19 protein-coding genes and 1 pseudogene are annotated in these 21,428 nt (G+C 74.6%); 5 read left to right on the top strand and 15 right to left on the bottom strand.

Annotation, left to right across the window (positions count from 1 at the left end; all coding sequences use genetic code 11):
* From ACL02U_RS13205 to ACL02U_RS13160, 10 genes and pseudogenes are all read right to left on the bottom strand, one after another.
* Window positions 1–126, bottom strand: a pseudogene (locus ACL02U_RS13205) (sulfate adenylyltransferase small subunit); the annotation flags it as partial.
* A 118-nt stretch (window positions 127–244) separates the two neighbouring features.
* Window positions 245–808: an adenylyl-sulfate kinase gene (gene cysC, locus ACL02U_RS13200; RefSeq protein WP_412790954.1), complete on the bottom strand. Its 564-nt coding sequence runs from the start codon at window positions 806–808 to the stop codon at window positions 245–247.
* Window positions 805–1,515, bottom strand: coding sequence for a phosphoadenylyl-sulfate reductase (locus ACL02U_RS13195; RefSeq protein WP_412790953.1), 711 nt, complete (start codon window positions 1,513–1,515; stop codon window positions 805–807). Before ACL02U_RS13195 ends, cysC begins: the two co-directional genes overlap by 4 nt.
* Window positions 1,512–1,694, bottom strand: coding sequence for a hypothetical protein (locus tag ACL02U_RS13190; protein WP_412790952.1), 183 nt, complete (start codon window positions 1,692–1,694; stop codon window positions 1,512–1,514). Before ACL02U_RS13190 ends, ACL02U_RS13195 begins: the two co-directional genes overlap by 4 nt.
* Window positions 1,691–3,388 carry a nitrite/sulfite reductase gene (locus tag ACL02U_RS13185; RefSeq protein WP_412790951.1) on the bottom strand — a complete coding sequence of 566 codons (1,698 nt, stop codon included), beginning with the start codon at window positions 3,386–3,388 and terminating at the stop codon, window positions 1,691–1,693. The genes ACL02U_RS13190 and ACL02U_RS13185 overlap by 4 nt, the downstream gene beginning before the upstream one ends.
* A 133-nt stretch (window positions 3,389–3,521) precedes the next feature.
* On the bottom strand, window positions 3,522–3,605 hold the full coding sequence (locus tag ACL02U_RS13180; RefSeq protein WP_310887545.1) for a putative leader peptide: 84 nt from the start codon (window positions 3,603–3,605) through the stop codon (window positions 3,522–3,524).
* A gap of 127 nt (window positions 3,606–3,732) precedes the next feature.
* Window positions 3,733–4,305 (bottom strand): GNAT family N-acetyltransferase, encoded by a 573-nt coding sequence (locus ACL02U_RS13175; protein WP_412790950.1) that lies wholly within the window; start codon window positions 4,303–4,305, stop codon window positions 3,733–3,735.
* 56 nt (window positions 4,306–4,361) lie between these two features.
* Window positions 4,362–5,651, bottom strand: a complete 1,290-nt coding sequence (locus ACL02U_RS13170) for a hypothetical protein (RefSeq protein WP_412790949.1) — start codon at window positions 5,649–5,651, stop codon at window positions 4,362–4,364.
* 414 nt (window positions 5,652–6,065) lie between these two features.
* Complete coding sequence (locus tag ACL02U_RS13165) at window positions 6,066–7,349, bottom strand: GAF domain-containing protein (RefSeq protein ID WP_412790948.1); 1,284 nt, start codon at window positions 7,347–7,349, stop codon at window positions 6,066–6,068.
* 319 nt (window positions 7,350–7,668) lie between these two features.
* Entirely contained in the window at window positions 7,669–9,303 is a 1,635-nt protein-coding gene (locus tag ACL02U_RS13160; RefSeq protein ID WP_412790947.1) for an acyl-CoA dehydrogenase family protein, read from the bottom strand.
* A gap of 133 nt (window positions 9,304–9,436) precedes the next feature.
* On the opposite strand from ACL02U_RS13160, the gene ACL02U_RS13155 reads away from it, so the two are divergent.
* On the top strand, window positions 9,437–10,603 hold the full coding sequence (locus ACL02U_RS13155) for a YihY/virulence factor BrkB family protein (RefSeq protein WP_412790946.1): 1,167 nt from the start codon (window positions 9,437–9,439) through the stop codon (window positions 10,601–10,603).
* Window positions 10,604–10,723: 120 nt separating this feature from the next.
* On the opposite strand, the gene ACL02U_RS13150 is transcribed toward ACL02U_RS13155, so the two are convergent.
* Window positions 10,724–11,560, bottom strand: a complete 837-nt coding sequence (locus tag ACL02U_RS13150) for an NmrA family NAD(P)-binding protein (RefSeq protein WP_412790945.1) — start codon at window positions 11,558–11,560, stop codon at window positions 10,724–10,726.
* Window positions 11,561–11,732: 172 nt separating this feature from the next.
* Between ACL02U_RS13150 and ACL02U_RS13145 the strand changes: the two genes are divergently transcribed.
* Complete coding sequence (locus tag ACL02U_RS13145; protein WP_412790944.1) at window positions 11,733–12,422, top strand: DUF6597 domain-containing transcriptional factor; 690 nt, start codon at window positions 11,733–11,735, stop codon at window positions 12,420–12,422.
* 83 nt (window positions 12,423–12,505) lie between these two features.
* On the opposite strand, the gene ACL02U_RS13140 is transcribed toward ACL02U_RS13145, so the two are convergent.
* Entirely contained in the window at window positions 12,506–12,907 is a 402-nt protein-coding gene (locus ACL02U_RS13140; protein WP_412790943.1) for a VOC family protein, read from the bottom strand.
* Between the two features lie 391 nt (window positions 12,908–13,298).
* Here ACL02U_RS13140 and ACL02U_RS13135 point away from each other — a divergent pair, with 391 nt between their 5' ends.
* The gene (locus tag ACL02U_RS13135) at window positions 13,299–14,183 is read left to right on the top strand and encodes an isocitrate lyase/PEP mutase family protein (RefSeq protein ID WP_412790959.1); all 885 of its coding nucleotides are present in this window, start codon (window positions 13,299–13,301) and stop codon (window positions 14,181–14,183) included.
* Window positions 14,184–14,603: 420 nt separating this feature from the next.
* Window positions 14,604–16,292 (top strand): carboxylesterase/lipase family protein, encoded by a 1,689-nt coding sequence (locus ACL02U_RS13130; RefSeq protein WP_412790942.1) that lies wholly within the window; start codon window positions 14,604–14,606, stop codon window positions 16,290–16,292.
* A gap of 90 nt (window positions 16,293–16,382) precedes the next feature.
* On the opposite strand, the gene mmuM is transcribed toward ACL02U_RS13130, so the two are convergent.
* The 3 genes from mmuM to ACL02U_RS13115 all read right to left on the bottom strand — a co-directional run bounded on the left by mmuM (window position 16,383) and on the right by ACL02U_RS13115 (window position 19,611).
* The gene (gene mmuM / locus ACL02U_RS13125; RefSeq protein WP_412790941.1) at window positions 16,383–17,363 is read right to left on the bottom strand and encodes a homocysteine S-methyltransferase; all 981 of its coding nucleotides are present in this window, start codon (window positions 17,361–17,363) and stop codon (window positions 16,383–16,385) included.
* A gap of 321 nt (window positions 17,364–17,684) precedes the next feature.
* Window positions 17,685–18,263, bottom strand: a complete 579-nt coding sequence (locus ACL02U_RS13120) for a TetR/AcrR family transcriptional regulator (protein ID WP_412790940.1) — start codon at window positions 18,261–18,263, stop codon at window positions 17,685–17,687.
* Window positions 18,264–18,366: 103 nt separating this feature from the next.
* Entirely contained in the window at window positions 18,367–19,611 is a 1,245-nt protein-coding gene (locus tag ACL02U_RS13115) for an FAD-binding protein (RefSeq protein ID WP_412790939.1), read from the bottom strand.
* A 456-nt stretch (window positions 19,612–20,067) separates the two neighbouring features.
* On the opposite strand from ACL02U_RS13115, the gene ACL02U_RS13110 reads away from it, so the two are divergent.
* Window positions 20,068–21,387: a radical SAM protein gene (locus ACL02U_RS13110; protein WP_412790938.1), complete on the top strand. Its 1,320-nt coding sequence runs from the start codon at window positions 20,068–20,070 to the stop codon at window positions 21,385–21,387.
* The last annotated feature ends 41 nt before the right edge of the window (window positions 21,388–21,428 follow it).

Below are 21,428 nucleotides of genomic sequence, written 5' to 3'. Positions count from 1 at the left end.
TTTCTCGAACTCGCCCGCGACCTCGCGGAAGATGTGCACCGCCTCCGACTCCAACGCGTCCAGATGACTCAGGGCGTACGGGGCCCGGGCGTCCTCGCCCTCGGTGGTCTTGGCGACGGTCGTCATGCTGCGCCCCTCTCGTTGTCCGCCGGACCGTGTCCGGGGGCACCCGCGTCTGAGCCCGTGCGGCGCAGGGGTGCGGCTTGCTTGGTCGGCTGCGGCCCGGTGGCCGCCACTGCGTCGCTCACAGCAGTCCCCTCTCGCCGAGCAGGGCGTACACCGCGGCGGCGGACTCCTGCACGGTCTGGTCCTGCGACTCGATCCGCAGATCGGGCGACGCGGGGGCCTCGTAGGGATCGTCGACGCCGGTCAGGCCGCTCAGCTCGCCCGCCGCCTGCCGGGCGTACAGGCCCTTCACGTCCCGCTCGCTGCACACCTCGACCGGGGTCGCCACGTGCACCTCCAGGTACCGCGACCCGCCCTTCTCGTGCCGCTCGCGGACCGACTCGCGGCTGTCCGCGTACGGCGCGATGACCGGCACGAGCGCCTTGACGCCCTGGCGGGCGAGGAGTTCGGCGACGAAGCCGATGCGCTGCACGTTGGTGTGCCGGTCCTCGCGGCTGAAGCCCAGGCCCGCGGAGAGGAACTCGCGGATCTCGTCCCCGTCGAGCACCTCCACGCGGTGGCCCTCCTCGCGCAGCCGGCCGGCCAGCTCGTGCGCGATGGTGGTCTTGCCGGCGCTCGGCAGACCCGTGAGCCAGACAGTGGCTCCGCTCGTCACGTCAGTCTCCTGATGGTTCGTCGTCATCCGTGCAGCCCGCACTCGGTCTTGGCGCGGCCGGCCCAGCGGCCGGCCCGCGCGTCCTCGCCGTCGAGGACGCGGCGGGTGCAGGGGGCGCAGCCGACGGACGGGTAGCCGTCCATCAGCAGCGGGTTGGTCAGTACGCCGTGCTCGGCGACGTAGGCGTCCACGTCGTCCTGGGTCCAGCGGGCGATGGGGGAGACCTTGACCTTCCGCCGCTTCTCGTCCCAGCCGACGACCGGGGTGTTCGCCCGGGTCGGGGACTCGTCGCGGCGCAGGCCGGTCGCCCAGGCCCGATAGCCCTTCAGGCCCTCCTGGAGCGGCTCGACCTTGCGGAGCCGGCAGCACAGGTCGGGGTCGCGGTCGTGCAGCTTCGGGCCGTGCTCGGCGTCCTGCTCCGCGACCGTCCGGCGCGGGGTGAGCGTGATGACGTTGACGTCCATCACCGCCTCGACCGCGTCGCGGGTGCCGATGGTCTCCGGGAAGTGGTAGCCGGTGTCCAGGAACACGACGTCCACGCCCTTCAGCACGCGGGACGCCAGGTGGGCGACGACCGCGTCCTCCATGGAGGAGGTCACGCAGAAGTCCTTGCCGAAGGTGTCCACCGCCCATCGCAGGATCTCCAGCGCGGAGGCGTCCTCCAGTTCGCGGCCCGCCTGCTCGGCGAGCACCTTCAGATCGTCCGCGGTGCGCTCTTCCCGGGCCGTGGTCATGTCCCGTCTCCCCCTCTGTCGTCGGTCCGCCTCAGCCCACGGGCGAGCAGCCCGAGGAACTTCAGCCGGAAGGCGCGGTTGCACGCCCCGCACTCCCAGGCGCCGGGGCCCTCCTCGCCGGGGCGCAGGTCCTCGTCGCCGCAGTAGGGGCAGTGGAACGGAGCCGCACGCCCGCTCATGACAGCGACTCCTCGCCGGCGCGGGCGGCCCAGGCGGCGAACCGCTCGCCGTCCTCGCGCTCCGCCCGGAAACGCTTCAGCAGGCGCTCGATGTAGTCCGGCAGCTCCTGGGCGGTCACCTTCAGCCCTCGCACCTTGCGGCCGAAGCCGGGCTCCAGGCCGAGCGCGCCGCCCAGGTGGACCTGGTAGCCCTCGACCTGCTCGCCCCGCTCGTCGAGGACGAGCTGGCCCTTGAGCCCGATGTCCGCGACCTGGATGCGGGCGCAGGCGTTCGGGCAGCCGTTGATGTTGATGGTGACCGGCTCGTCGAAGTCCGGGATGCGGCGCTCCAGTTCGTCGATCAGCGAGGCGCCGCGGGCCTTGGTCTCGACGATGGCGAGCTTGCAGAACTCGATGCCGGTGCAGGCCATGGTGCCGCGCCGGAAGGGGGACGGCCTGACCGTGAGGTCCAGCGCCTCCAGGCCCTCGACGAGGGAGGGGATCCGGTCCTCCTCGACGTCGAGGACGATCATCTTCTGCTCGACGGTGGTGCGCAGCCGGCCGGAGCCGTGCGCCTCGGCGAGGTCGGCGATCTTGGCCAGGGTGGTGCCGTCGACGCGTCCGACGCGCGGGGCGAAGCCGACGTAGTAGCGGCCGTCCTGCTGGCGGTGCACGCCGACGTGGTCGCGCCAGCGCTCCACCGGCTGGGCGGGCGCCGGGCCGTCGAGCAGCGGGCGGCCCAGGTAGTCGTCCTCCAGGACGCGGCGGAACTTCTCCGCGCCCCAGTCGGCGACCAGGAACTTCAGGCGGGCGCGGGTCCGCAGGCGGCGGTAGCCGTGGTCGCGGAAGATCGACACGACGCCCTCGAAGACGTCGGCGACCTCGTCGAGCGGTACCCAGGCGCCGAGCCGGACGCCGATCTTGGGGTTGGTGGAGAGCCCGCCGCCGACCCAGAGGTCGAATCCGGGGCCGTGCTCGGGGTGGACGGTGCCGACGAAGGCGACGTCGTTGATCTCGTGCGCCACGTCCAGCAGCGGAGAGCCGGAGATCGCGGACTTGAACTTGCGGGGCAGGTTCGAGAACGCCGGGTTGCCGACGACCCGGCGGTGGACCTCCTCGATGGCGGGGGTGCCGTCGATGATCTCGTCCGCGGCGATGCCGGCCACGGGCGAGCCGAGGATGACGCGGGGCACGTCGCCGCACGCCTCGGTGGTCGACAGGCCCACGGCTTCCAGGCGTTGCCAGATCTCCGGCACGTCCTCGATCCGCACCCAGTGCAGCTGGATGTTCTGCCGGTCGGTGATGTCGGCCGTACCGCGGGCGAACTCCTCGGAGACCTCGCCGATCACGCGCAGCTGCTCGGTGGTGAGCCGGCCGCCGTCGATGCGGACGCGCATCATGAAATGCTCGTCGTCCAGTTCCTCCGGCTCCAGGACCGCGGTCTTGCCGCCGTCGATCCCGGGCTTGCGCTGGGTGTAGAGGCCCCACCAACGCATCCGTCCGCGCAGGTCGTTGGGGTCGATGGAGTCGAAGCCGCGCTTGGAGTAGATCGTCTCAATGCGTGTCCGCACATTGAGACCGTCGTCGTCCTTCTTGAACTGCTCGGCGCCGTTGAGCGGGGTGAAGTGACCCGCGGCCCACTGGCCCTCGCCGCGGTGACGGCTCACCTTGCGTCGGGGCGCGGAGGCGGCAGGGTTCTGCGGGGTGGCGGCCATGGTGGATACGTCCTTCGGGACTTCGGGACAGGCGGAATCGGCTCTGACCTGCGCGTTCATAGGCGCATAGGGATGCGCGCGCATCCTTGCGCAGGCAGGCGGAGAGAGGGGGGAACCGGGGTGCTGGGAGTGGTCAGCGGGCCGGACAGATGGCGCTGGACATGCGGCCGAGGTCGACGTGCCGCCGACTCACCAAGGCGATTCCAGTTCCAGGCATGACGGAAGCCTGGCACGGAGATCTGGACACAGTCCAGCTTTGCCCAGAATGCGGACACCCCTGTCTCGCTGTGCGAGACAGGGGTGTCCTCGGTCACACCGACCGCAAAGGGCCTTGTCAGTGCAGGTCAAGCAGGATATGCGCCGGGCCAGGGGCCCGGCGTCGGAACCTCCGGCTCCTCCTCGACCCTGGTGTCGAACAGCCGGAAGCCCCTGCGCAGGTAGTTGTCCATGGCGAACTCGCCGTCCTTGCTGCACGTGTGCAGCCAGACCCGCTTGGTCGGCGCAAGTCCCGGCCAGCGCTCCGCGAGATCCCAGGCGCGGGCGGCCCCGCGGGCCAGCAGGTGACCTCCGATCCGCCGCCCGCGGAAAGCCGGGATCAGCCCGAAGTAGACGATCTCCACGACCCCGTCGTCCTGCGCCGCCAACTCCACGTACCCGGCGGGCGTGCCGCGCTCGTACGCCACCCATGTCTCCACGCCCGGCCGGTCCAGGTGCTCACACCACCCCTGACGGCTCCAGCCCAGCCGGTCGGTCCACCGGATGTCCCCGCCGACCGAGGCGTACAGGAAGCGGCTGAACTCGGGTGAGGGCACCTCGGAGCGGACGACCGCCACCTCCGGCTCCGGCGCGGCGGCCGGCAGCAGGTCGGACGGCGACGTCTGCTCCAGGGACCAGGTGGTCACGGGGATGTTCGTCATGACCGCCAGGGAACCATCACCCCCGGCGATCTGTCGATCCGGCTCCGGCGGCGCCCCTACCCCAGGGAACCGTCGAGTGAGGCGAGCGGCAGCGCGAACAGTGCCCGCCCGGCCTGCGACCACACCTCACCGGTCTCCTGCCAGTAGGACAGGGACCGCGGCTCCCGGCTCCAGCAGTGGTGCGCACGCACCCGGGAGCCGCACCGCGCACCCCGGGCGCCCTCCGCGTCCTGCCGCCACAGCGCACCCCGCCACCCGCGGGTCCCGCCCGCCTGCCCGACGTACCACCGCGAGTGGTACGACAGCACGCCCCGCACGCCGGTCACGTCCGTCTCGTACGCCGCGTCCGGCACCGCACGCCCCGCCGGGTCGACGGCCGGCAGGCCGGTGCGCCCCGGGCCCGGATCCAGCCGGTAACGCCACAGCCGGGTGGGCCCGTCGGAGCCGACCGGTACCGCCTCGCTGGCCACCAGGGACTCCGGCACCGTCGAGCGGTCCACGGACAGACCCCCCAGGCGGGGCGGGTCCCCCGCCTCGGACGGCCGGTAGGCGTCGACCGCGGGCAGCACGAACCGGGCCCCGGCCGCGGACCAGCCGCCGCCCGTCCAGCCGACCGCCGCGCCGTCCACGGTGGTGCGCTGGATGCGGTCCATGTCGAAGACGTACAGCGCGCCGTGCTCCCGCTCGCCGGTCGTGACCAGCAGCCGGTTCCGGAACCACGCCATGCCCGAGACGGCGGAGGACAGCGCCCGGTAGTCGCGCCCCCCGTCCACCGGCACGGCGAGCAACGCCCAGGTGTAGCGCAGGCGGGCCGGGTGGTTGGCGTCCACGACCGCGATCCTGGCCGGGCCCGGCGAACCGTCCGGGGCGCCCTCCCGCGACCAGGCGGAGAGGATCACCCGGTTCCCGCCCCACAGGCCGTCCCGGTCGGCCTCCCCGGAGGTGGTGACCGCGCCCGCGCTCCAGGCCCGGGTGTCGGCGGCGCCGAAGCAGTAGGAGCGGGTGGCGGCCGGCTCGACGGGGAGCGCCCGCTCGTCGTCGGCGGTGCAGTCGGCGGCGTTGCGCAGCGAGTGGTCGGCCTCCGCGAGCACCGCGCCGACTCCGACCGGCGGCCCCATCACCGCCGCGAGCCGGTCCAGCTCCGGCCCCGGCACCGGGTCCTCCCGCAGGGGCGCGAGGCCGGCGGCGGAGTCCAGCGGCCGCAGCGCGCCCGGGTCGTCGCTCACGGAGGCCTGGGAGGTGCTGATCATGGTGGCGGCGGCGGTCAGGGCCAGTGCGGCCCCGGCCAGGCCCGCCCGAAGCGCCTTGCCCCGCCGGCGCCGGCGATGTCTGCCGCGATGCGTCATAGCTCCTCCCGAGGCCGCCCAACTGCACCTGCGGATCAGTACATTGACCGAGAAGCAGTGGGGGCGACCCGTAGGGGATGCTACGGCAGTCGGACCCGGCCCGGCACGAAGACCCCACAAATACGGGGAAGAAGCCCCCGTACGGCCCGCGCCGCACCCCGCGGCCTTCCCGGCCGCACGGCGGCGCCGTACCGCCGACCGCCCCGCCGCATCGGCCGAAACCCGCCCGAGCGGACGGCGCGCCGCCGGCCGGTCGGCCGCCGCCCCGCGCCCCGGCCCCGCTGTCCGGCACTCCGGCCCCCGCTGCTCGGCACCCCGGCCGTCCCCGCTCCGCCCCCGTTTCGCGCTCCGCCCGCCGGGACGCGGAGGCGGAGCCGACCGCCGCCGCGTCCGCGCCCCCGGGCGAGGCCGCCGTCACTGCAACGGAGTCCGGTGCCGGGCACCGACCACACCGGGCGCCGTGGAGAACGGCAGCGGGGCGCGCGTGCCCGCCGGCAGCACCACCGTCACCTCGGCGCTCTCCCGGAAGCGGTACGGACGATGCTCCAGCACGCCGCCGAGATACCGCCGCACCCTGGACATCTCGGCCCGCACCGTGACCGTCCGCCCGGCGTCCCCGAACATGTCCCGGGCCAGGCCCGCGGCACTCCGCCCGGACCGGTGCACCGCCAGCAGGTACAGCAACTCCGCATGCCGCGGGCTGAGTTCGTGCGTCCAGCGGCCCGCGTCCCCGGACACCTCCACCGACCAGCGGCGCGGCTGGGACAGGTCCAGCACGACCCGGGTGGCGGCCCCCGGCGGCGGCACGCCCGCGTCGTCCACCACCCGCACCAGCCAGCCCCCGCCGAGCGGCTCCACCGCGCACGGACCGAGCGCCGCCAGCCACCGGCGGCCTTCCACCGGCGACTTCGGCAGCGCGATCCGGTTCGTGTACGGCATCCCCGACACCGCCGCGGTCCAGCCGTCCCGGTCCACCGCCAGCGAGCGGCCGCCCAACCGGGCCAGCACCGGCGCCGCCACGGCGCGCAGCGCCTCCAGCGACCGCAGGTGCAGTTCCCGCAGCCGGGCCTCCGCGAGCTTGGCGACCGAGTCGACCCAGGCGAGGGTGGCCGGGTGCATCGTCTCCAGCGGCCCGCTGACGTCGACCACCCCGAGCAGCCGACCGTCCCGGGGGTCGCTGATCGGGGCGCCCGCGCAGGTCCACGAGGTCTGGCTGCGGACGAAGTGCTCCGCCGCGAAGACCTGCACCGGCCGGCGTGTCACCGCCGCGGTGCCCACCCCGTTGGTGCCGACGACGTCCTCGCGCCAGTCCGCGCCGAGTTGGAAACCCAGCCCGTCCGCCTTGCGGAGCACCGCCGGCGCGCCCTCCCGCCACAGCACGCGGCCCTCCGCGTCGGCGACCACCATGATGTGCCGGGCGGTGTCCGCGACCGACAGCAACCCCTCCCGCAGCACCGGCAGCACATGCCGTAGCGGAGACTCCTCGCGGCGCCGGCGCACCTCCTCGGCCGGCAGCAGTCCGGAACGGAAGTCGTGGTCCGGGTCCACGCCGCCGCGCAGCATGCGCCCCCAGGACTCCTCGATCACGGGGCGCGGAGCGAGCCGGGTACGCCGCCCGGCGAGCGCGTCCGCACGTATCTCGCTGAGCATCCGCGCCGCGCGCACCGCGTCGACGGCGACGAGTTGCGTCACGTTCATCGGTGGGTCCGCCACTGGATCCCTCCCCCGGACGGGTCGTACCCGGTGGACCTCGGGGCCGCGGCTCCCGCTTCCCGGTCCGCTTCCGCAGGCAGCGTTCCCGCTGCGTGTCCCATACTGCCGTCCCGCGCTGCCGGAGGGACACGCTCCGCACCGGCGAACCCGGCGCGTTGCAACCTTCTGCAACCCTGGTGAACACCGTTGCGCTGGATGAGACTTGGGCCACGCCGCCCCGTGCGGCGTCCCTGGCCTCCGACGGGCCACGACGGCGGGGGTGGTGCCGTGTCGGCGCGGCACCACCCCCGCGACCGCCGACGCCTCAGCCCACCGGACGCGCCCGCGCCACCACCGACGCCAGGTCCAGAGTGGGCGGCAGCGTGCCGAAGGCCGACCCGCCGTCGCCGCCCAGCCGCGCCGCGCAGAACGCGTCGGCGACTTCGGGCGGCGCGAACCGCACCAGCAGCGCGCCCTGCAGCACCAGCGCCAGCCGCTCGGCCAGCCGCCGTGCCCGGCCCTCGACCCGCTCCAGGTCGCCCAGATCCGTCAGCAGCCGCTTGGCCGCCGCATCCAGCCGGTGGTCGGCGCCCCTGGCCTGCCCGATCTCCAGGAGGCAGGCGTCCAGCGCCCGCGGTTCGCGCTGCAGCGCCCGCACCACGTCCAGCGCCTGGACGTTGCCCGCGCCCTCCCAGATCGAGTTCAGCGGCGACTCCCGGACCAGCCGCGGCATCCCGGACTCCTCCACGTAGCCGTTCCCGCCGAGGCACTCGGCCGCCTCCACCACCACCGGGGCACAGCGTTTGGCCACCCAGTACTTCGCGGCCGGCACCGCGAGCCTCAGCAGCGCCCGCTCCTGCTCCCCGCCGTCGTCGTAGGCCGCCGCGAGCCGCAGGGCGAGGGTCGTCGCCGCCTCCGACTCCAGTGCCAGGTCGGCCAGCACGTTGCGCATCAGCGCCTTGTCGGCGAGCGGACCGCCGAAGGCCTCGCGGTACGTGCAGTGGTGCACCGCCTGCGCCACCGCCTGACGCATCAGCCCGGCCGAACCGAGCACGCAGTCCAGCCGGGTCGCCGCCACCATGTCGATGATGGTGCGGACCCCGCGCCCCTCCTCGCCGACCCGGCGCGCCCGGGTCCCGTCGAACTCGACCTCCGCCGAGGCGTTCGACCGGTTGCCGAGCTTGTTCTTCAGGCGCTGCAGCAGGAAGGCGTTGCGGGTGCCGTCCGGGAGGACCCGCGGCACGAGGAAGCAGGTCAGCCCGCCCGGAGCCTGCGCCAGCACCAGGAAGCCGTCCGACATCGGCGCGGAGCAGAACCACTTGTGCCCCGTCAGCTCGTAGGCCCCGTCCTCGGTGAGCGGCCGGGCCGCGGTGGTGTTGGCCCGTACGTCGCTGCCGCCCTGCTTCTCCGTCATGCCCATCCCGAGCAGCACGCCCGCCTTCAGGTGCGCCGGACGCAGCTCGCGGTCGTAGACGGCGGAGGTCAGCCGCGGCTCCCACTCGGCCGCCAGCGCGGGGTCGGCGCGCAGCGCGGGCACGGCCGCGTGCGTCATGGACAGCGGGCAGCCGTTCCCGGCCTCGACCTGCGTCCACACCAGGAACCCGGCCGCGCGCCGCACGTGCCCGCCCGGCCGGGACCAGGCCGCGGTCAGGCCGGCGGAGACCCCCTTGCCGAGCAGCCGGTGCCAGGCGGGATGGAAGTCGACGTCGTCGACCCGGTTGCCGTACCGGTCGTGGGTCCGCAGCCGGGGCGGGTGCTCGTCGGCCAGCACGCCCCACTCCTGCACCTGCGGCGAGCCGGCCGACCGCCCGAGCGCCGACAACTCCCCGAGGGCCTCGTCGAGCAGCCGCGGGTCCAGGTGCCGCTCGACGGCCGCCGTCAGCGCCCGGTCGGCGGTGAAGACGTCGTATCCGGCCAGCGGCGGAGGCTGGTTGGTCACCGTATGTGTGCTGCCTGCCATGCCCGGCAACCTACCCGCCGGCCCCGCCCCCACGACCGGCCCGACACGTGGCGTCCCGGCCCGGGCCGGGACGACCGGGGAAACGGCGCCACCGGGGATGGGTGCGGCCGCGTGCGGCGGCTACCTTTAGTGCGTGCAGCCAGCAAGTCAGTTTCCCGCCGAGCCGTCCGAAAGCCCTTCCGGACGGCTCCACCGGGCCCGTGCCCTCTACCGGAACGTCTCCAAGCGCAGGACCGCCTGGCTGCTCTTGAAGGACACCGTCAACTCGTGCATCGAGTACCGCATCCTCGGCCTCGCGGCCGAGGCCGCGTTCTTCACCCTGCTGTCGGTGCCCCCGCTGCTGCTGAGCCTGATCGGCCTGCTCGGCTACGTCGACGCCTGGACCGGCACCGACACCATCACCAGTCTGGAGACCAACCTCCTCGACGCCTCCCGCACGGTCCTCTCCGACCAGGGCGTGCGCCAGATCGCGCAGCCGATCCTGGACGACGTGATGAACGGCGGCCGGCCCGACGTCATCTCCATCGGCTTCCTGTTCGCCCTGTGGTCCGGTTCCCGGGCGGTGAACGTCTTCATCGACACCATCACCGTCATGTACGGCCTGGACGGGGTCCGAGGCATCGTGCGGACCCGGGTGGTGGCGTTCCTGCTGTTCGTCGCGGCCCTGCTGATCGGCTCGGTGGCGCTGCCGCTGATGGTGGCCGGCCCGGACGCCGTGGTGCGGATCGTGCCCTGGTCGACGACGGTGGTCCAGGTGCTGTACTGGCCGGTCGTCATCGTGCTGTCGATCGCCTTCCTGACGACGCTGTACCACGTGTCGGTGCCGGTGCGCTCCCCGTGGGTCGAGGACGTGCCCGGTGCCCTGGTCGCCCTCGCCATGTGGGTGCTCGGCAGCTTCCTGCTGCGCATCTACCTCCAGCACACCATCGAGGGCGCCAGCATCTACGGCTCGCTGGCCGCCGGCGTCGCCGTGCTGCTGTGGATCGGCATGTCCGCCTTCGCGGTGCTCGTCGGTGCCGCCGTCAACGCCGCCATCGACCGGGTGTGGCCGGCCGCCGCGACCGCCGCGGCCCGCGCCGTCAACGAGCGGCTGCGCGAGTCGGAGGCCACCGAGTACGTGGCCCGGCTGGCCGCCGCCCGCGTCCACGACGACCCCGACGACCCCGCCGACATGCCCTCCGAGTTCCCCGAGCGCTGGTCCCGCTTCCTGCCGCCGGAGGACGTCACGGGACGGCTGCGTACCCATGCGAAGGCCTCCCCGCGGGCCGGGGAGGACGGCGGCCGGACCGGGGAGAAGTGATCCCGCCGCGGTCGACCCCGTCCGAGTGCCCGCCGCAGTCGGCCTCGTCCGAGTGCCCGCCGCGGTCGCGCCTGCCCGGGCGCCCGCCGCGGTCGACCCCCTCCGGGCGCCCGCCGCGGTTCACCCGGCCCAGGCGCCCGCCGCGGCTGCCTCCCGGGCGAAGTCGGCGAAGTCCCGCGGTACCCGGCCCAGTACCTGCTGCGCGCCCTCGGCGAGATAGGCGTTGCGACCGTCCAGCAGTTGCCCGTACAGCTCGGCCAGGAACTCCGCCTCCGGGGGCTCCACCCCGGCGGCCGTCAGGTACGCGGCGTAACCGCCCGCCGCGACGGGCCGGTACCGCAGCTCGCGTCCCGCTGCCGCGCCGATCTCCCTGACCGCCTCCGCCCACGTCAGCAGCCGCGGCCCGGACACGGCGAGCGCCTGCCCGGCGTACCGGTCCCCGGCCGTCAGCACCCCCACCACCACCTCCGCCACGTCCCGCACGTCGACGAACGGCTCACGCACCTCCCCGGCGGGGAACACCAGCTCCCCGGTCCGCCGCAACTCCTCCGCCAGGCGCCCTTCGCTGAAGTTCTGCGCGAACCACGCGGACCGCAGCACCGTCCAGTCCGCGTTGGACTCCCGCAGCGCCTCCTCGGTGGGCCGGGCCTCCTGCTCGCCCCGCGCCGACAGCAGTACCAGCCGCCGCACCCCCAGCCGCACCGCGGAGTGCGCGAGCAGTCCGACGTCCCGAGCCGCGTCCCGCACGCCCACGTCCGGCGGGTAGACCAGATAGGCCGCGTCGGCGCCGCGCAGGGCGTCCTCCCAGGTCGAACGGTCCCGCCAGTCGAAGCCCCGCTCACGCGAGGCGGCCCGCACCGTCAGCCCCGCCGCCTCGGCGGCCCGTGCCACCCGGCTGCCCGTGCGACCGGACGCGCCGGTCACCAGTACCGTCATGTCCTTCGTGTCCCGTGCCATACCTCCAGTGAACTCCCGTGCCCGCCGACCGGCCCGACCCGTGACGCGCGGCGGTCGTGCGGCCACGCCCCGCCGACGGCCCGTCCGCCTGCTCCGCGGCCCGGGGACGCCGCGTACCGCACGCCGGTTCCGGGCCGCGGGGCGGCAGCGCGGGCCGGCGTAACCTGGCCGCGTGTACCGGGAACGACCCTCGCGGATGACCGGGGCCGTGGTGTGGACCCGCACGCCCTCCGGGCCCGCCCCGCAGCCCGTGCTGCCCGACGGCTGCATGGACCTGCTGTGGAGCGACGGGCGGTTGCTGGTCGCCGGCCCGGACACCGGCGCGCACCCCGTGCGGACGCCGGACGCGACCTGGGCGGGGATCCGGTTCTTCCCCGGCACCGCGCCCACCCTGCTCGGAGTACCGGCCCACGAACTGCGTGACCGGCGGGTCGAGCTGGCCGACCTGTGGCCCGCCGACCGGGTGCGGCGGCTGCGCGCACGCGTGGAGGCGGCGCCCGATCCGGCGGCCGGACTGGAGGCGGCGGCCCTGGACCGGGCGGCCGCCACCGGCCCGCCCGACCCTCTGATCCCCCGGCTGGTCTCCGCCCTCGCCGCGGGCCGCCCGGTCGGGGCCGTCGCCGACGGGACCGGGCTCGGCGCGCGCGGGCTGCACCGCCGGTCACTGGCCGTGTTCGGCTACGGCCCCAAGACCCTCGCCGGGATCCTGCGCCTGCAGCGCGCCCTGGCGATGGCCCGGGCCGGAGTGCCGTACGCCGAGGCGGCCGCCCGCGCCGGCTACGCCGACCAGGCGCACCTGGCGAGGGACGTGCGCCGGCTGACCGGCGGGCCGCTCGGCAGGCTGCTGGCACGGCCCGGCTGAGCAAGCCCGCGCCGCGGTGGGGAAGGCAGGGGCGGGGGTGAGGAGCGGCGTGCCCCGATCCCGAGGGCGGTAAGCGGGCGCCCTTACGCCGGGTCCAGCGCGGCGAACAGGTCGACGGCGTTGCCGTCCGGGTCGTGCAGGACGGCGTACCGCTGCCCCCAGAAGGCGTCCCACGGCTTCAGCTCGCCGTGGCTGCCGGCGCCCACCAGCTCCTCGTACACGGCGTCCACCTCGTCCGGTCCGGCGCAGCGCAGCGCCAGGGAGGTCCGGGGCCCGCCCCCGGCCGGCGGGCGCCACGCCGGATGGAAGGACCGCACGGCGTCCTCGGTGTCCAGCAGCAGCCGGATTCCGCCGGGCGGTTCCGCCTCGGCGTGCGGTTCGTGCTCCGCGCCCGGCGGGAAGGGGAAGCCGAGCCTGCGGTAGAAGGCGACGGAGGCGGCCATGTCGGTGACGACCAGGCCGACGGCATCGAATCGTGGAGTCATGCGGCCACGCTAGGCACGTCCGCCGGTTCCGGTCTTGAACGAATCGGACAGCGGCACCGAACCGGCGCCGCGACCCGGCGCCGGCCACCTGCCCCGGCCCCGCGACCGCGTCTTCCGCACCGCTCTCGGACACGCGTCCGCGGCCTACTCCGACCGTGTCTTCCCGGCTCACCTGCACGGAGGGCTGCGATGGGCGGCGCGCGGGGCGGGGAGTGGGACCGAGTGACGTTTCTGCGGTGAATCGGCTGGGCCGTCCGGGTGAGTAAAGCATTAGTCGAGGAGAAGTTCTGCTTCGGTACAGGGAATCTATTGTCCTGGCAAAGAGATGTCGGGTGCCGTGCGGCGCGGCGCCCGACCGGACCTGTTCCAATTCCACCCGAGGAGCCGGATGTTGACTTACGGGAACCAACTGCGCGAGCAGATCGCCGGAGCCGGGACCACCCCGCTGATCGGTGTGTACGACATGTACTCCGCCTCCCTCGCCGCCCGGCGCTACGACGGCATGTTCGTCTCCGGCTTCGGCTTCGCGGCCTCCTACTACGGGCTTCCGGACATCGGCTTCATCGCCTGGCCGGACATGGTCGCGTTCGTCCAGCGGCTGCGCGGCGCCTTCCCGCACCACCACCTGCTGGTGGACATCGACGACGGCTACGTCGACCCCGAAGTCGCCTGCCACGTGGTGGAGGGCCTGGAGAGGATCGGTGCCTCCGGCGTCATCCTGGAGGACCAGAAGCGGCCGCGTCGCTGCGGCCACGCCGACGGCAAGCAGGTGCTGCCCCTGGAGGAGTACCTGGAGAAGCTGGACCAGGTACTGCGGACCCGCCGGGACCTGGTCGTCGTGGCGCGTACGGACGCCACCGACGAGGCCGACATCCTGCGCCGTGCCGAGAGGCTCGCCGCCACGGAGGCGGACGTGGTCCTCGTCGACGGGGTGCGGAGCGTCGACTGGATCCGCCGCATCCGCGAGGTCGTCGGCGGCAAGCCGCTGCTGTTCAACCAGATCGGCGGCGGCAAGTCGCCCCGCCTCTCCCTCAGCGAACTGACCGAGCTGGGGGTGGACGTCGCGATCTACAGCACCCCCTGCCTGTTCGCGGCGCACGAGGCGGTGGACTCCGCACTCGCCGAGCTGCAGGCGTCCGACGGCCGCCTGCCCGCGGTGGACGCGGACCGGGGAGTCGGCGTCAGAGCGGCCACCAGCCTGCTGGAACGCAACATCGCCCGGTCCCGGTCGGCCCCGGGGCGTCAGGAGGTCCCCGCCGGGAGCGTGCCCGTGTGATCGCGGGCCGGCCCCGCGCGGGAGCCCGGCCCGCGCGGACGCCGTTCTCGCGGCAGCGGAGCCGCGGCACGTGCGCACCGGAGCCCGGCGCGTCAGCGGCGGGGCCGGGCGCGTCAGCGGCGGGGGTCGGGTACGTCAGCGGCGGGGCCGGGCGCGGCGCGGTGACCGGCGGCTCGCGGGTCGTCGGTCACCCCGGCAGGGCGACTGCGCGAGTGGACCGCGGACCGGAAGCGTGACCGCGGGGCGGCACCAGGGCGCCGGGTGGCCGGGCACGAGCCGCCGGCGCGGAGCGCGCCGGGCCTTCCGCGCCCCGGGTACGCCGAATGGCCCTGCCGCGCCCCCCGCGCAGCGGAATAGTCCGTCCCGGTGTGGTGCTCTGTTGTTATCGGCACAGTGACGTGCAGAAGGGCTGGTGGGCGTATGACAGCAGACCGGACGGGCCCCGTCGTCACCACCGGGTACGGCGCCGTGCGCGGCAGGCGCGAGGACGGCGTCGTCGTGTTCCGGGGAATCCCCTACGCCGCACCGCCCGTCGGCCCGCGGCGGTTCCGCCCGCCCGAGCCGCCCGAGCCGTGGGACGGGATACGCGACGCGGGCGCCTTCGGGCCGACAGCCCCCAAGCCTCCCTACTCGGAGGCGTTCCAGAAGTACCTGTCCGACCCGGTCGTCCCCGGTGACGACTGCCTCAACCTCAACGTGTGGACCCCCGACCCCGCCCCCGGCGCCCGGCTGCCGGTACTGGTCTGGCTGCACGGCGGCGCCCTCACCCGCGGCTCCTCGGCCGTTCCGGTCTACGACGGCCACGCCTTCGCCCGGGACGGGATCGTCCTCGTCTCGGTCAACTACCGGCTGGGAGTCGAAGGGTACGGACTGTTCCCGGACGTCCCCGCCAACGCGGGCCTGCGCGACCAGCTCGCCGCCCTGCACTGGGTGCACGAGACGATCGCGGCCTTCGGCGGCGACCCCGGCCGCGTCACCCTGGCCGGGCAGTCCGCCGGCGCGATCAGTGCCGGCGCCCTGATCGCCGCCCCGCAGGCCCAGGGCCTGTTCCGGCGGGCCGTCCTGCAGAGCGGGCCGCCGGAGGCCTCGGACCGCGACAAGGTGCGGCGCATGGTCCGGCGGATGGCCGCCCGGCTCAAGGTCCCCGCCACGGCCGAGGCCTTCGCCGCCGTCGACCCCGAGCAGCTGCTGCGGACCCAGGCCGAGGTCGGCCGGCTCAGCAGCCCGGTCCTCGGCGGTCCGTCCTTCGGCATCGTCGTCGACGGCGACCTGGTACCCGCCGACCCGCTGACCGCGCTCACCGACGGCGGCGCGGCACGGGACGCCGAACTGCTCCTCGGCTGGACCCGCGACGAGTACCGGCTGTGGCTGGTGCCGGGCGGGCTGCTGGAGCGCGTCGACCGGCTCGGCCCGGTCGCGCTGGCCGGCGCCATGGCGCGCTGCCACTGCGGAGCGGAGGTCGTCCGCGGCTACCGGGCCCTGCACCCGGACGCCGGCACCGCCGAGATCGTGGGCCAGCTGGTGACCGACCACCTGCTGCGCGTCCCGCTGCACCGTCTCGCCGACGCCCGCCCCGCGACGTCGTACGTCTACGAGTTCGCCTGGCCCTCCCTGCTGCCCGGCCTCGGCGCCTGCCACGCACTGGAACTGGGCTTCGTCTTCGACACCGGGGAGGTGCCGGAGTCGGCGAAGCTCGCCGGTCACGGAGCGCCGCAGGCTCTCGCAGACGCCATGCACCGGTCCTGGGTGCGGTTCGTCCGGGACGGCACACCGGGCTGGGAGGCGTGGGACGCCTCGCACCCCGTGCGGATCTTCGGCGAGCACGAGGTCCCGGACGGCGGCGGGGACGGGAAGACCGCCGGCACGGACGGCGGCGGGGACACGGACACCGCCGGCGGCACGGACGGTGCCGACCGGACCGTCCCCGTCCGCGCGCCCTACACGGCCCGCGGGCACCGGGACGCCGAACTGGCCCTGTGGGCCGCGCCCGCAGACCAGCCGCAAGCCGTGCCCGTACCGGCCGCCGCCGGGGTGACCACCGGACGCGGTACCGAACTGAGGTCGGCGGTGCGCCGGCTGCGCCGCTCCGTGGGAACCCGCCGGCACTGACTCCGGGCCGCGACGCCGCGGTCCCGCACACGGGCCGGCGCGGGCGGCGCACCCCGCCGAAGCCTCCCGGCGGCTCCGGGGCGGGAGCCCTCACCCGGACAGGGTGCGGGCCACGGAAGCGATGGCCTCCGGTCCGACCCGGCAGCACCCGCCGATCAGCCGCGCCCCCGACCTCCGCCAGCCCAGCACCCGACCGGAGGTGAAGGTGGCCCGGCCGTTCCAGGCGCGCGCCGAGGCGTCCCAGCCCTCGCCGCTGTTCGGGTAGACCACCACCGGTTTCCCCGTCACCCGGGCCGCGACGGAAACGGCGGTGTCGGCGTCCTCGGGGGCGCAGCAGTTCACACCGACCGCGACGACCTCCTCGGCCGCCGCGGCCAGTGCGAAGGCCTCCTCCAGCGGCTGGCCGGCCCGCGTCCGGCCGCCGCTGACCGAGTACGACAACCAGGCCGGGACTCCGAGCCCGCGCACCGCCCGCAGCAGCGCCACCGCCTCGTCCGTGTCCGGGACCGTCTCCAGGGCGAGCACGTCGGGCCGGGCCGCGGCCAGCACTTCCAGCCGGGGCCGGTGGAAGCGCTCGAGCGCGGCAACCGGGAGCCCGTAGCGGCCCCGGTACTCGGAACCGTCCGCGAGCATCGCCCCGTACGGTCCCGCCGACGCGGCCACCCACAGCGGCCGCCGGGCCCCTGCGCCGCGTGCCCGTCGGGCGGCCTCCCGCGCCAGGTCCACGCTCAGCGCGAGCAGCCGGGCCGCCTCCTCGCGGCCGATCCCGCGGCGGGCGAAGCCCGCGAAGGTGGCCTGGTAGCTGGCGGTGATCGCGACATCCGCGCCGGCCTCGAAGTAGGCCAGATGGGCCTGAACGATCGCCTCGGGCCGCTCGGCGAGCAGCCGTGCGGACCACAACCCGTCGCTCAGGTCGTGTCCGGCCGACTCCAGCTGGTTGGACAGGCCCCCGTCGAGCACGACCGCCCCGGCGGACAGGGCCTCGGCGAACGAGCCGGGTGCGAACGAGCCGGGTGCGGACGGGTCGGGTGCGGACGACCCGCCGGTGGGGTACGGGCTGCCGCTGCTCATACGACGACGTTACCGTTCCCGTTCCCGTCCGCGGCGGTGCGGCGGCGGCGCCCGCGTCTGCCCCGCGCCCGGTCCGAACCCGTCGGCGGACCGTCGGGGCCGGACTCCGGTCGGGCATCGCGGTGGGGAGCGGCTCCGCGGAGTGCGGGTGCCGGGATCGGCCCCGCGGAGCGAAGGGCCCGGCCGTCGGTCTGCCCGGTGCGCCCGCTGCTGTGTTCGCTGCCCGTTCTCCGTGCCGCTCGCCCGGCTGCACGCGCCGCGTGCCGGGCCGAGCGCCGGGCCGCGTGCCGTACCGCGCGGCGCGGACCGTCCGCCGTGCCGTCAGCGACCGGAGCCGCGGGGCCAGTGGACGAGGGCGGCGTGCAACGCGTCGACCGCCCGGTCCCAGGACACCTGCACCTCGCGGGGCGCGCCGAAGGCGCCGGCGGCCTCCAGGGCGCAGAAACCGTGGAAGGTGCTGCGCAGCAGCCGGACGGCGTCGGTGAGTTCCGGTTCCCGAAGGCCGTAGGCGCGCAGCAGACCGCAGGTGATCTCGGCGGTGCGGCGCAGGGCCGGGGCGTCGGCGGCGAGGGCCTGGTCGATGCGGATCTGGGTGGCCGCGTACCGCCCCGGGTGGCTCAGCGCGTACTCCCGGTAGGCGCCCGCGAACGCGGTCAGCGCGCGTTTCCCGGCCGCTCCGTCCACGGCGGCCGCGATCCGGTCGATCATTTCGCCGCCCGCGTGCAGGGCGAGCCGGGTGCGCAGATCCTGAAGGTTCCGCACGTGCGAGTACAGGCTCGCGTCCCGCACGCCGAAGTGCCGCGCCAGGGCGGACAGCGAGACGTTCTCGAAGCCCACCTCGTCCGCCAGATCGGCGGCGGCCGCGACGATGCGGTCCGCGCTGAGCCCGGCACGTGGCATGGGCACGACCTCCAAGAAGCTGAAGCCTCCGGTTTCGGGATGCCCTTGCGGGAGGAGGCGGTGTCCGCGGCGTGCTCCGGCCCGCAGCCCGGAGCGTCCGGCGTCAGCCTGACACGAACTCCCGGACGAAGGCGTTGCCGAACGTGCCGCCCGGGTCGAGCTGCCCGACGAGCGACCGGAAGTCCGCCAGGCGCGGATACCGGTTCTGCAACGCGGCCGCAGACATGGTGAACACCTTCCCCCAGTGCGGCCGCGGCGCGAACGGCTCCAGCGCCTCCTCCAGCCGCCGCACCACCGGGAGGACCGCCGCCGTGTCCTTCACCCAGGTGAAGTGCACCGCCACGCTGTCCCGGCCGTACGCCGGGCTCATCCACTGCCCGTCGGCGGCGACGGTGCGCACCTCGCAGGTCTGCAGCACGGGGGAGACGGTGTCCCGGATGCGGTCGAGGGCCGCCAGGACCTCGCCGGCGTGCGGGCGGGGCATCAGGTACTCGCTCTGCAGTTCGGCACCGCTGCTGGGGGTGAACTCGGCCCGGAAGTGCGGCAGCCGCTCGTGCCAGGGCCCGGGCACCCCGAACTGCTCGGTGCAGTGCTCCGCAGGCATCCCGGGTACCGGGTGGAGCGCGGTCCGCGCCGGCTCGGCCCACGGGAACCCGGGCAGCGGCTGGTCCGTGCGCCGCTTCAGCCAGACCTGGCGGAAACCCGGTTCCCGCCAGTCGGTGAACAGGCTGACGCTGTACGCCGCGGCCGCGACCTTCTCGAAGTCCAGCCCGTGGAGCGGCAGCTCGGTGAACAGGTGCTGCTCCACGTCGAAGGCGGGCTCCAGATCGAGAGTGAGCGCGACGACCGCGCCGAGCGCGCCCAGCGAGGTCACGGCGCCCCCGAAACGCGGGTCCCCGCGACCGATGGCGACCGTCGACCCGTCCGCGGTGACGATTTCGACCTCCCGCACCGGGACCGCCAGCGGACCGTTGCCGACGCCCGATCCGTGGGTGCCCGTCGCCACCGAGCCGGCCACGGAGATGTGCGGCAGGGAGGCCATGTTGGGCAGTGCGAGCCCGCGGGCGTGCACCTGCCGGGCCAGCTCGGCGTACCGCACCCCGCCGCCCACCCGGACCGTGCGCGCGGCCGTGTCCACGTCGATCTCGGCCGGCAGCGCGTCCAGCGACACCAGTACCCCGCCGGGCCCCGCGTCGGCGATCCTGTTGAAGGAGTGCCCGCTGCCCAGCACCCGCACCAGGTCGCTCCGCGCCACCAGCGCGCGCAGCGCCGCCACCGTGTGCGGACGGTGCAGCTCGGTCGCGGTGTAGGTGATGTTGCCCGCCCAGTTGGTCACGTGCTCGGCCATCCGGTCGCCCCTCCCCGAGGAACAGGTAGAACGAGTTAGTGGTTCACCGCGAACCTATCCCGCCCACCCCACCCGGACCGCACCCCGGGTCACACCGGCCCCCGGCCCACCGCCGCCCCTCACGCCACATCGCCCACGATTACCGTCCCCGCCCCCCAGGGGGCACTCGCCCGCCTGCCCGCCTGCCCGCCTGCCCGCCTGCCCCGGGACGCCCGCGCCCGCCCCGGGAGGCCCGCGCCCGCCCCGGGAGGCCCGCGCCCGCCCCGGGAGGCCCGTGCCCGCCCCGGGAGGCCCGTGCCCGCCCCGGGAGGCCCGTGCCCGCCCCGGGAGGCCCGCGCCCCCGTCCGGCCCGTCGCCGGGTGTCCGGCGCGCGCCGAGAGGGGGACCCGGCACCGGGGTCCGGGGCGGCAGGGCATACCGTGAGAAGTCGTACGCCTGAGCCGGGAGGAGACACGGATGGGCAACCGCACCGCGCTGGTCGAGGATCTGATGGAGCGCTTTCCGCACGTGCCGCGGGAAGCCGTCTTCAAGGAGGACCTGCTCCGCGGCGGGGTCGCTTTCGACGCGTCGGCGCTCAGCGACAACGAGTCGGGTGAGGTGAAGCCGAAGTCCTACTTCATCTTCTCCTTCGACCACGGCACCCTGCCGGAGCTCGGCGAGGCGGCGCTGCGACGGCCGCCCGAGGAGATCATCCTCACCGGCGGGCCGTACGACCTGCGGCGCACCGTCGTCTCCGTGCGCGTCAACCCCGCCTCGCCGTACCGCGTGGCCGCCGACCAGGAGGGAGTGCTCGGGCTCTACCTCGACGGCCGGCGGATCTCCGACGTCGGCGTGCCGCCGATGCCGGACTACTACCGGCACACCCTCTCCAACGGGAAGTCCGTGATGGAGGTCGCCCCCACCATCCAGTGGGGCTATCTGATCTACCTCACCGTCTTCCGGGTCTGCCAGTACTTCGGCGCCAAGGAGGAGTGCCAGTACTGCGACATCAACCACAACTGGCGCCAGCACAAGGCGGCCGGACGGCCCTACACCGGAGTGAAGGACGTCGAGGAGGTCCTGGAGGCGCTGGAGATCATCGACCGGTACGACACGCAGAAGGCGTCCACCGCCTACACGCTCACCGGCGGCGCCATCACCAGGACCGTCTCCGGACGCGACGAGGCCGACTTCTACGGGCACTACGCCAAGGCCATCGAGGAGCGCTTCCCCGGCCGCTGGATCGGCAAGGTCGTCGCACAGGCCCTGCCGAAGCCCGACGTGCAGCGCTTCAAGGACTACGGCGTGCAGATCTACCACCCCAACTACGAGGTCTGGGACCGCCGCCTGTTCGAGCTGTACTGCCCCGGCAAGGAGCGCTACGTCGGCCGCGACGAGTGGCACCGACGGGTCCTGGACTCGGCGGACGTCTTCGGCGCCCGCAACGTCATCCCCAACTTCGTCGCGGGGGTGGAGATGGCCGAACCGTTCGGCTTCACCACCGTCGACGAGGCGATCGCCTCCACCACCGAGGGCCTGCGCTTCTTCATGTCGCACGGCATCACGCCCCGCTTCACGACCTGGTGCCCCGAGCCGACCACTCCGCTCGGCAAGGCCAACCCGCAGGGCGCGCCGCTGGAATACCACATCAGGCTGCTGGAGGCCTACCGCGCCACCATGGACGACTTCGGCCTCTCCTCGCCCCCCGGCTACGGCCCGCCCGGCCCCGGCCGCGCCGTGTTCTCCGTCAGCTCCTTCATGGACAGCCTCCCGGCCCAGGAGCCGTCGGCGGTCTGACACCCCCAAGGGTGTGGCCCCGTGCGCCGGCGGAGTCGTCC

It is taken from the genome of Streptomyces sp. MS06, assembly GCF_047200655.1.
In the GTDB taxonomy this organism is placed as follows: Bacteria; Actinomycetota; Actinomycetes; order Streptomycetales; family Streptomycetaceae; genus Streptomyces.
The sequence above is the reverse complement of the archived record's forward strand: the minus strand, read 5'-3'. Positions and strand labels throughout refer to the sequence as shown.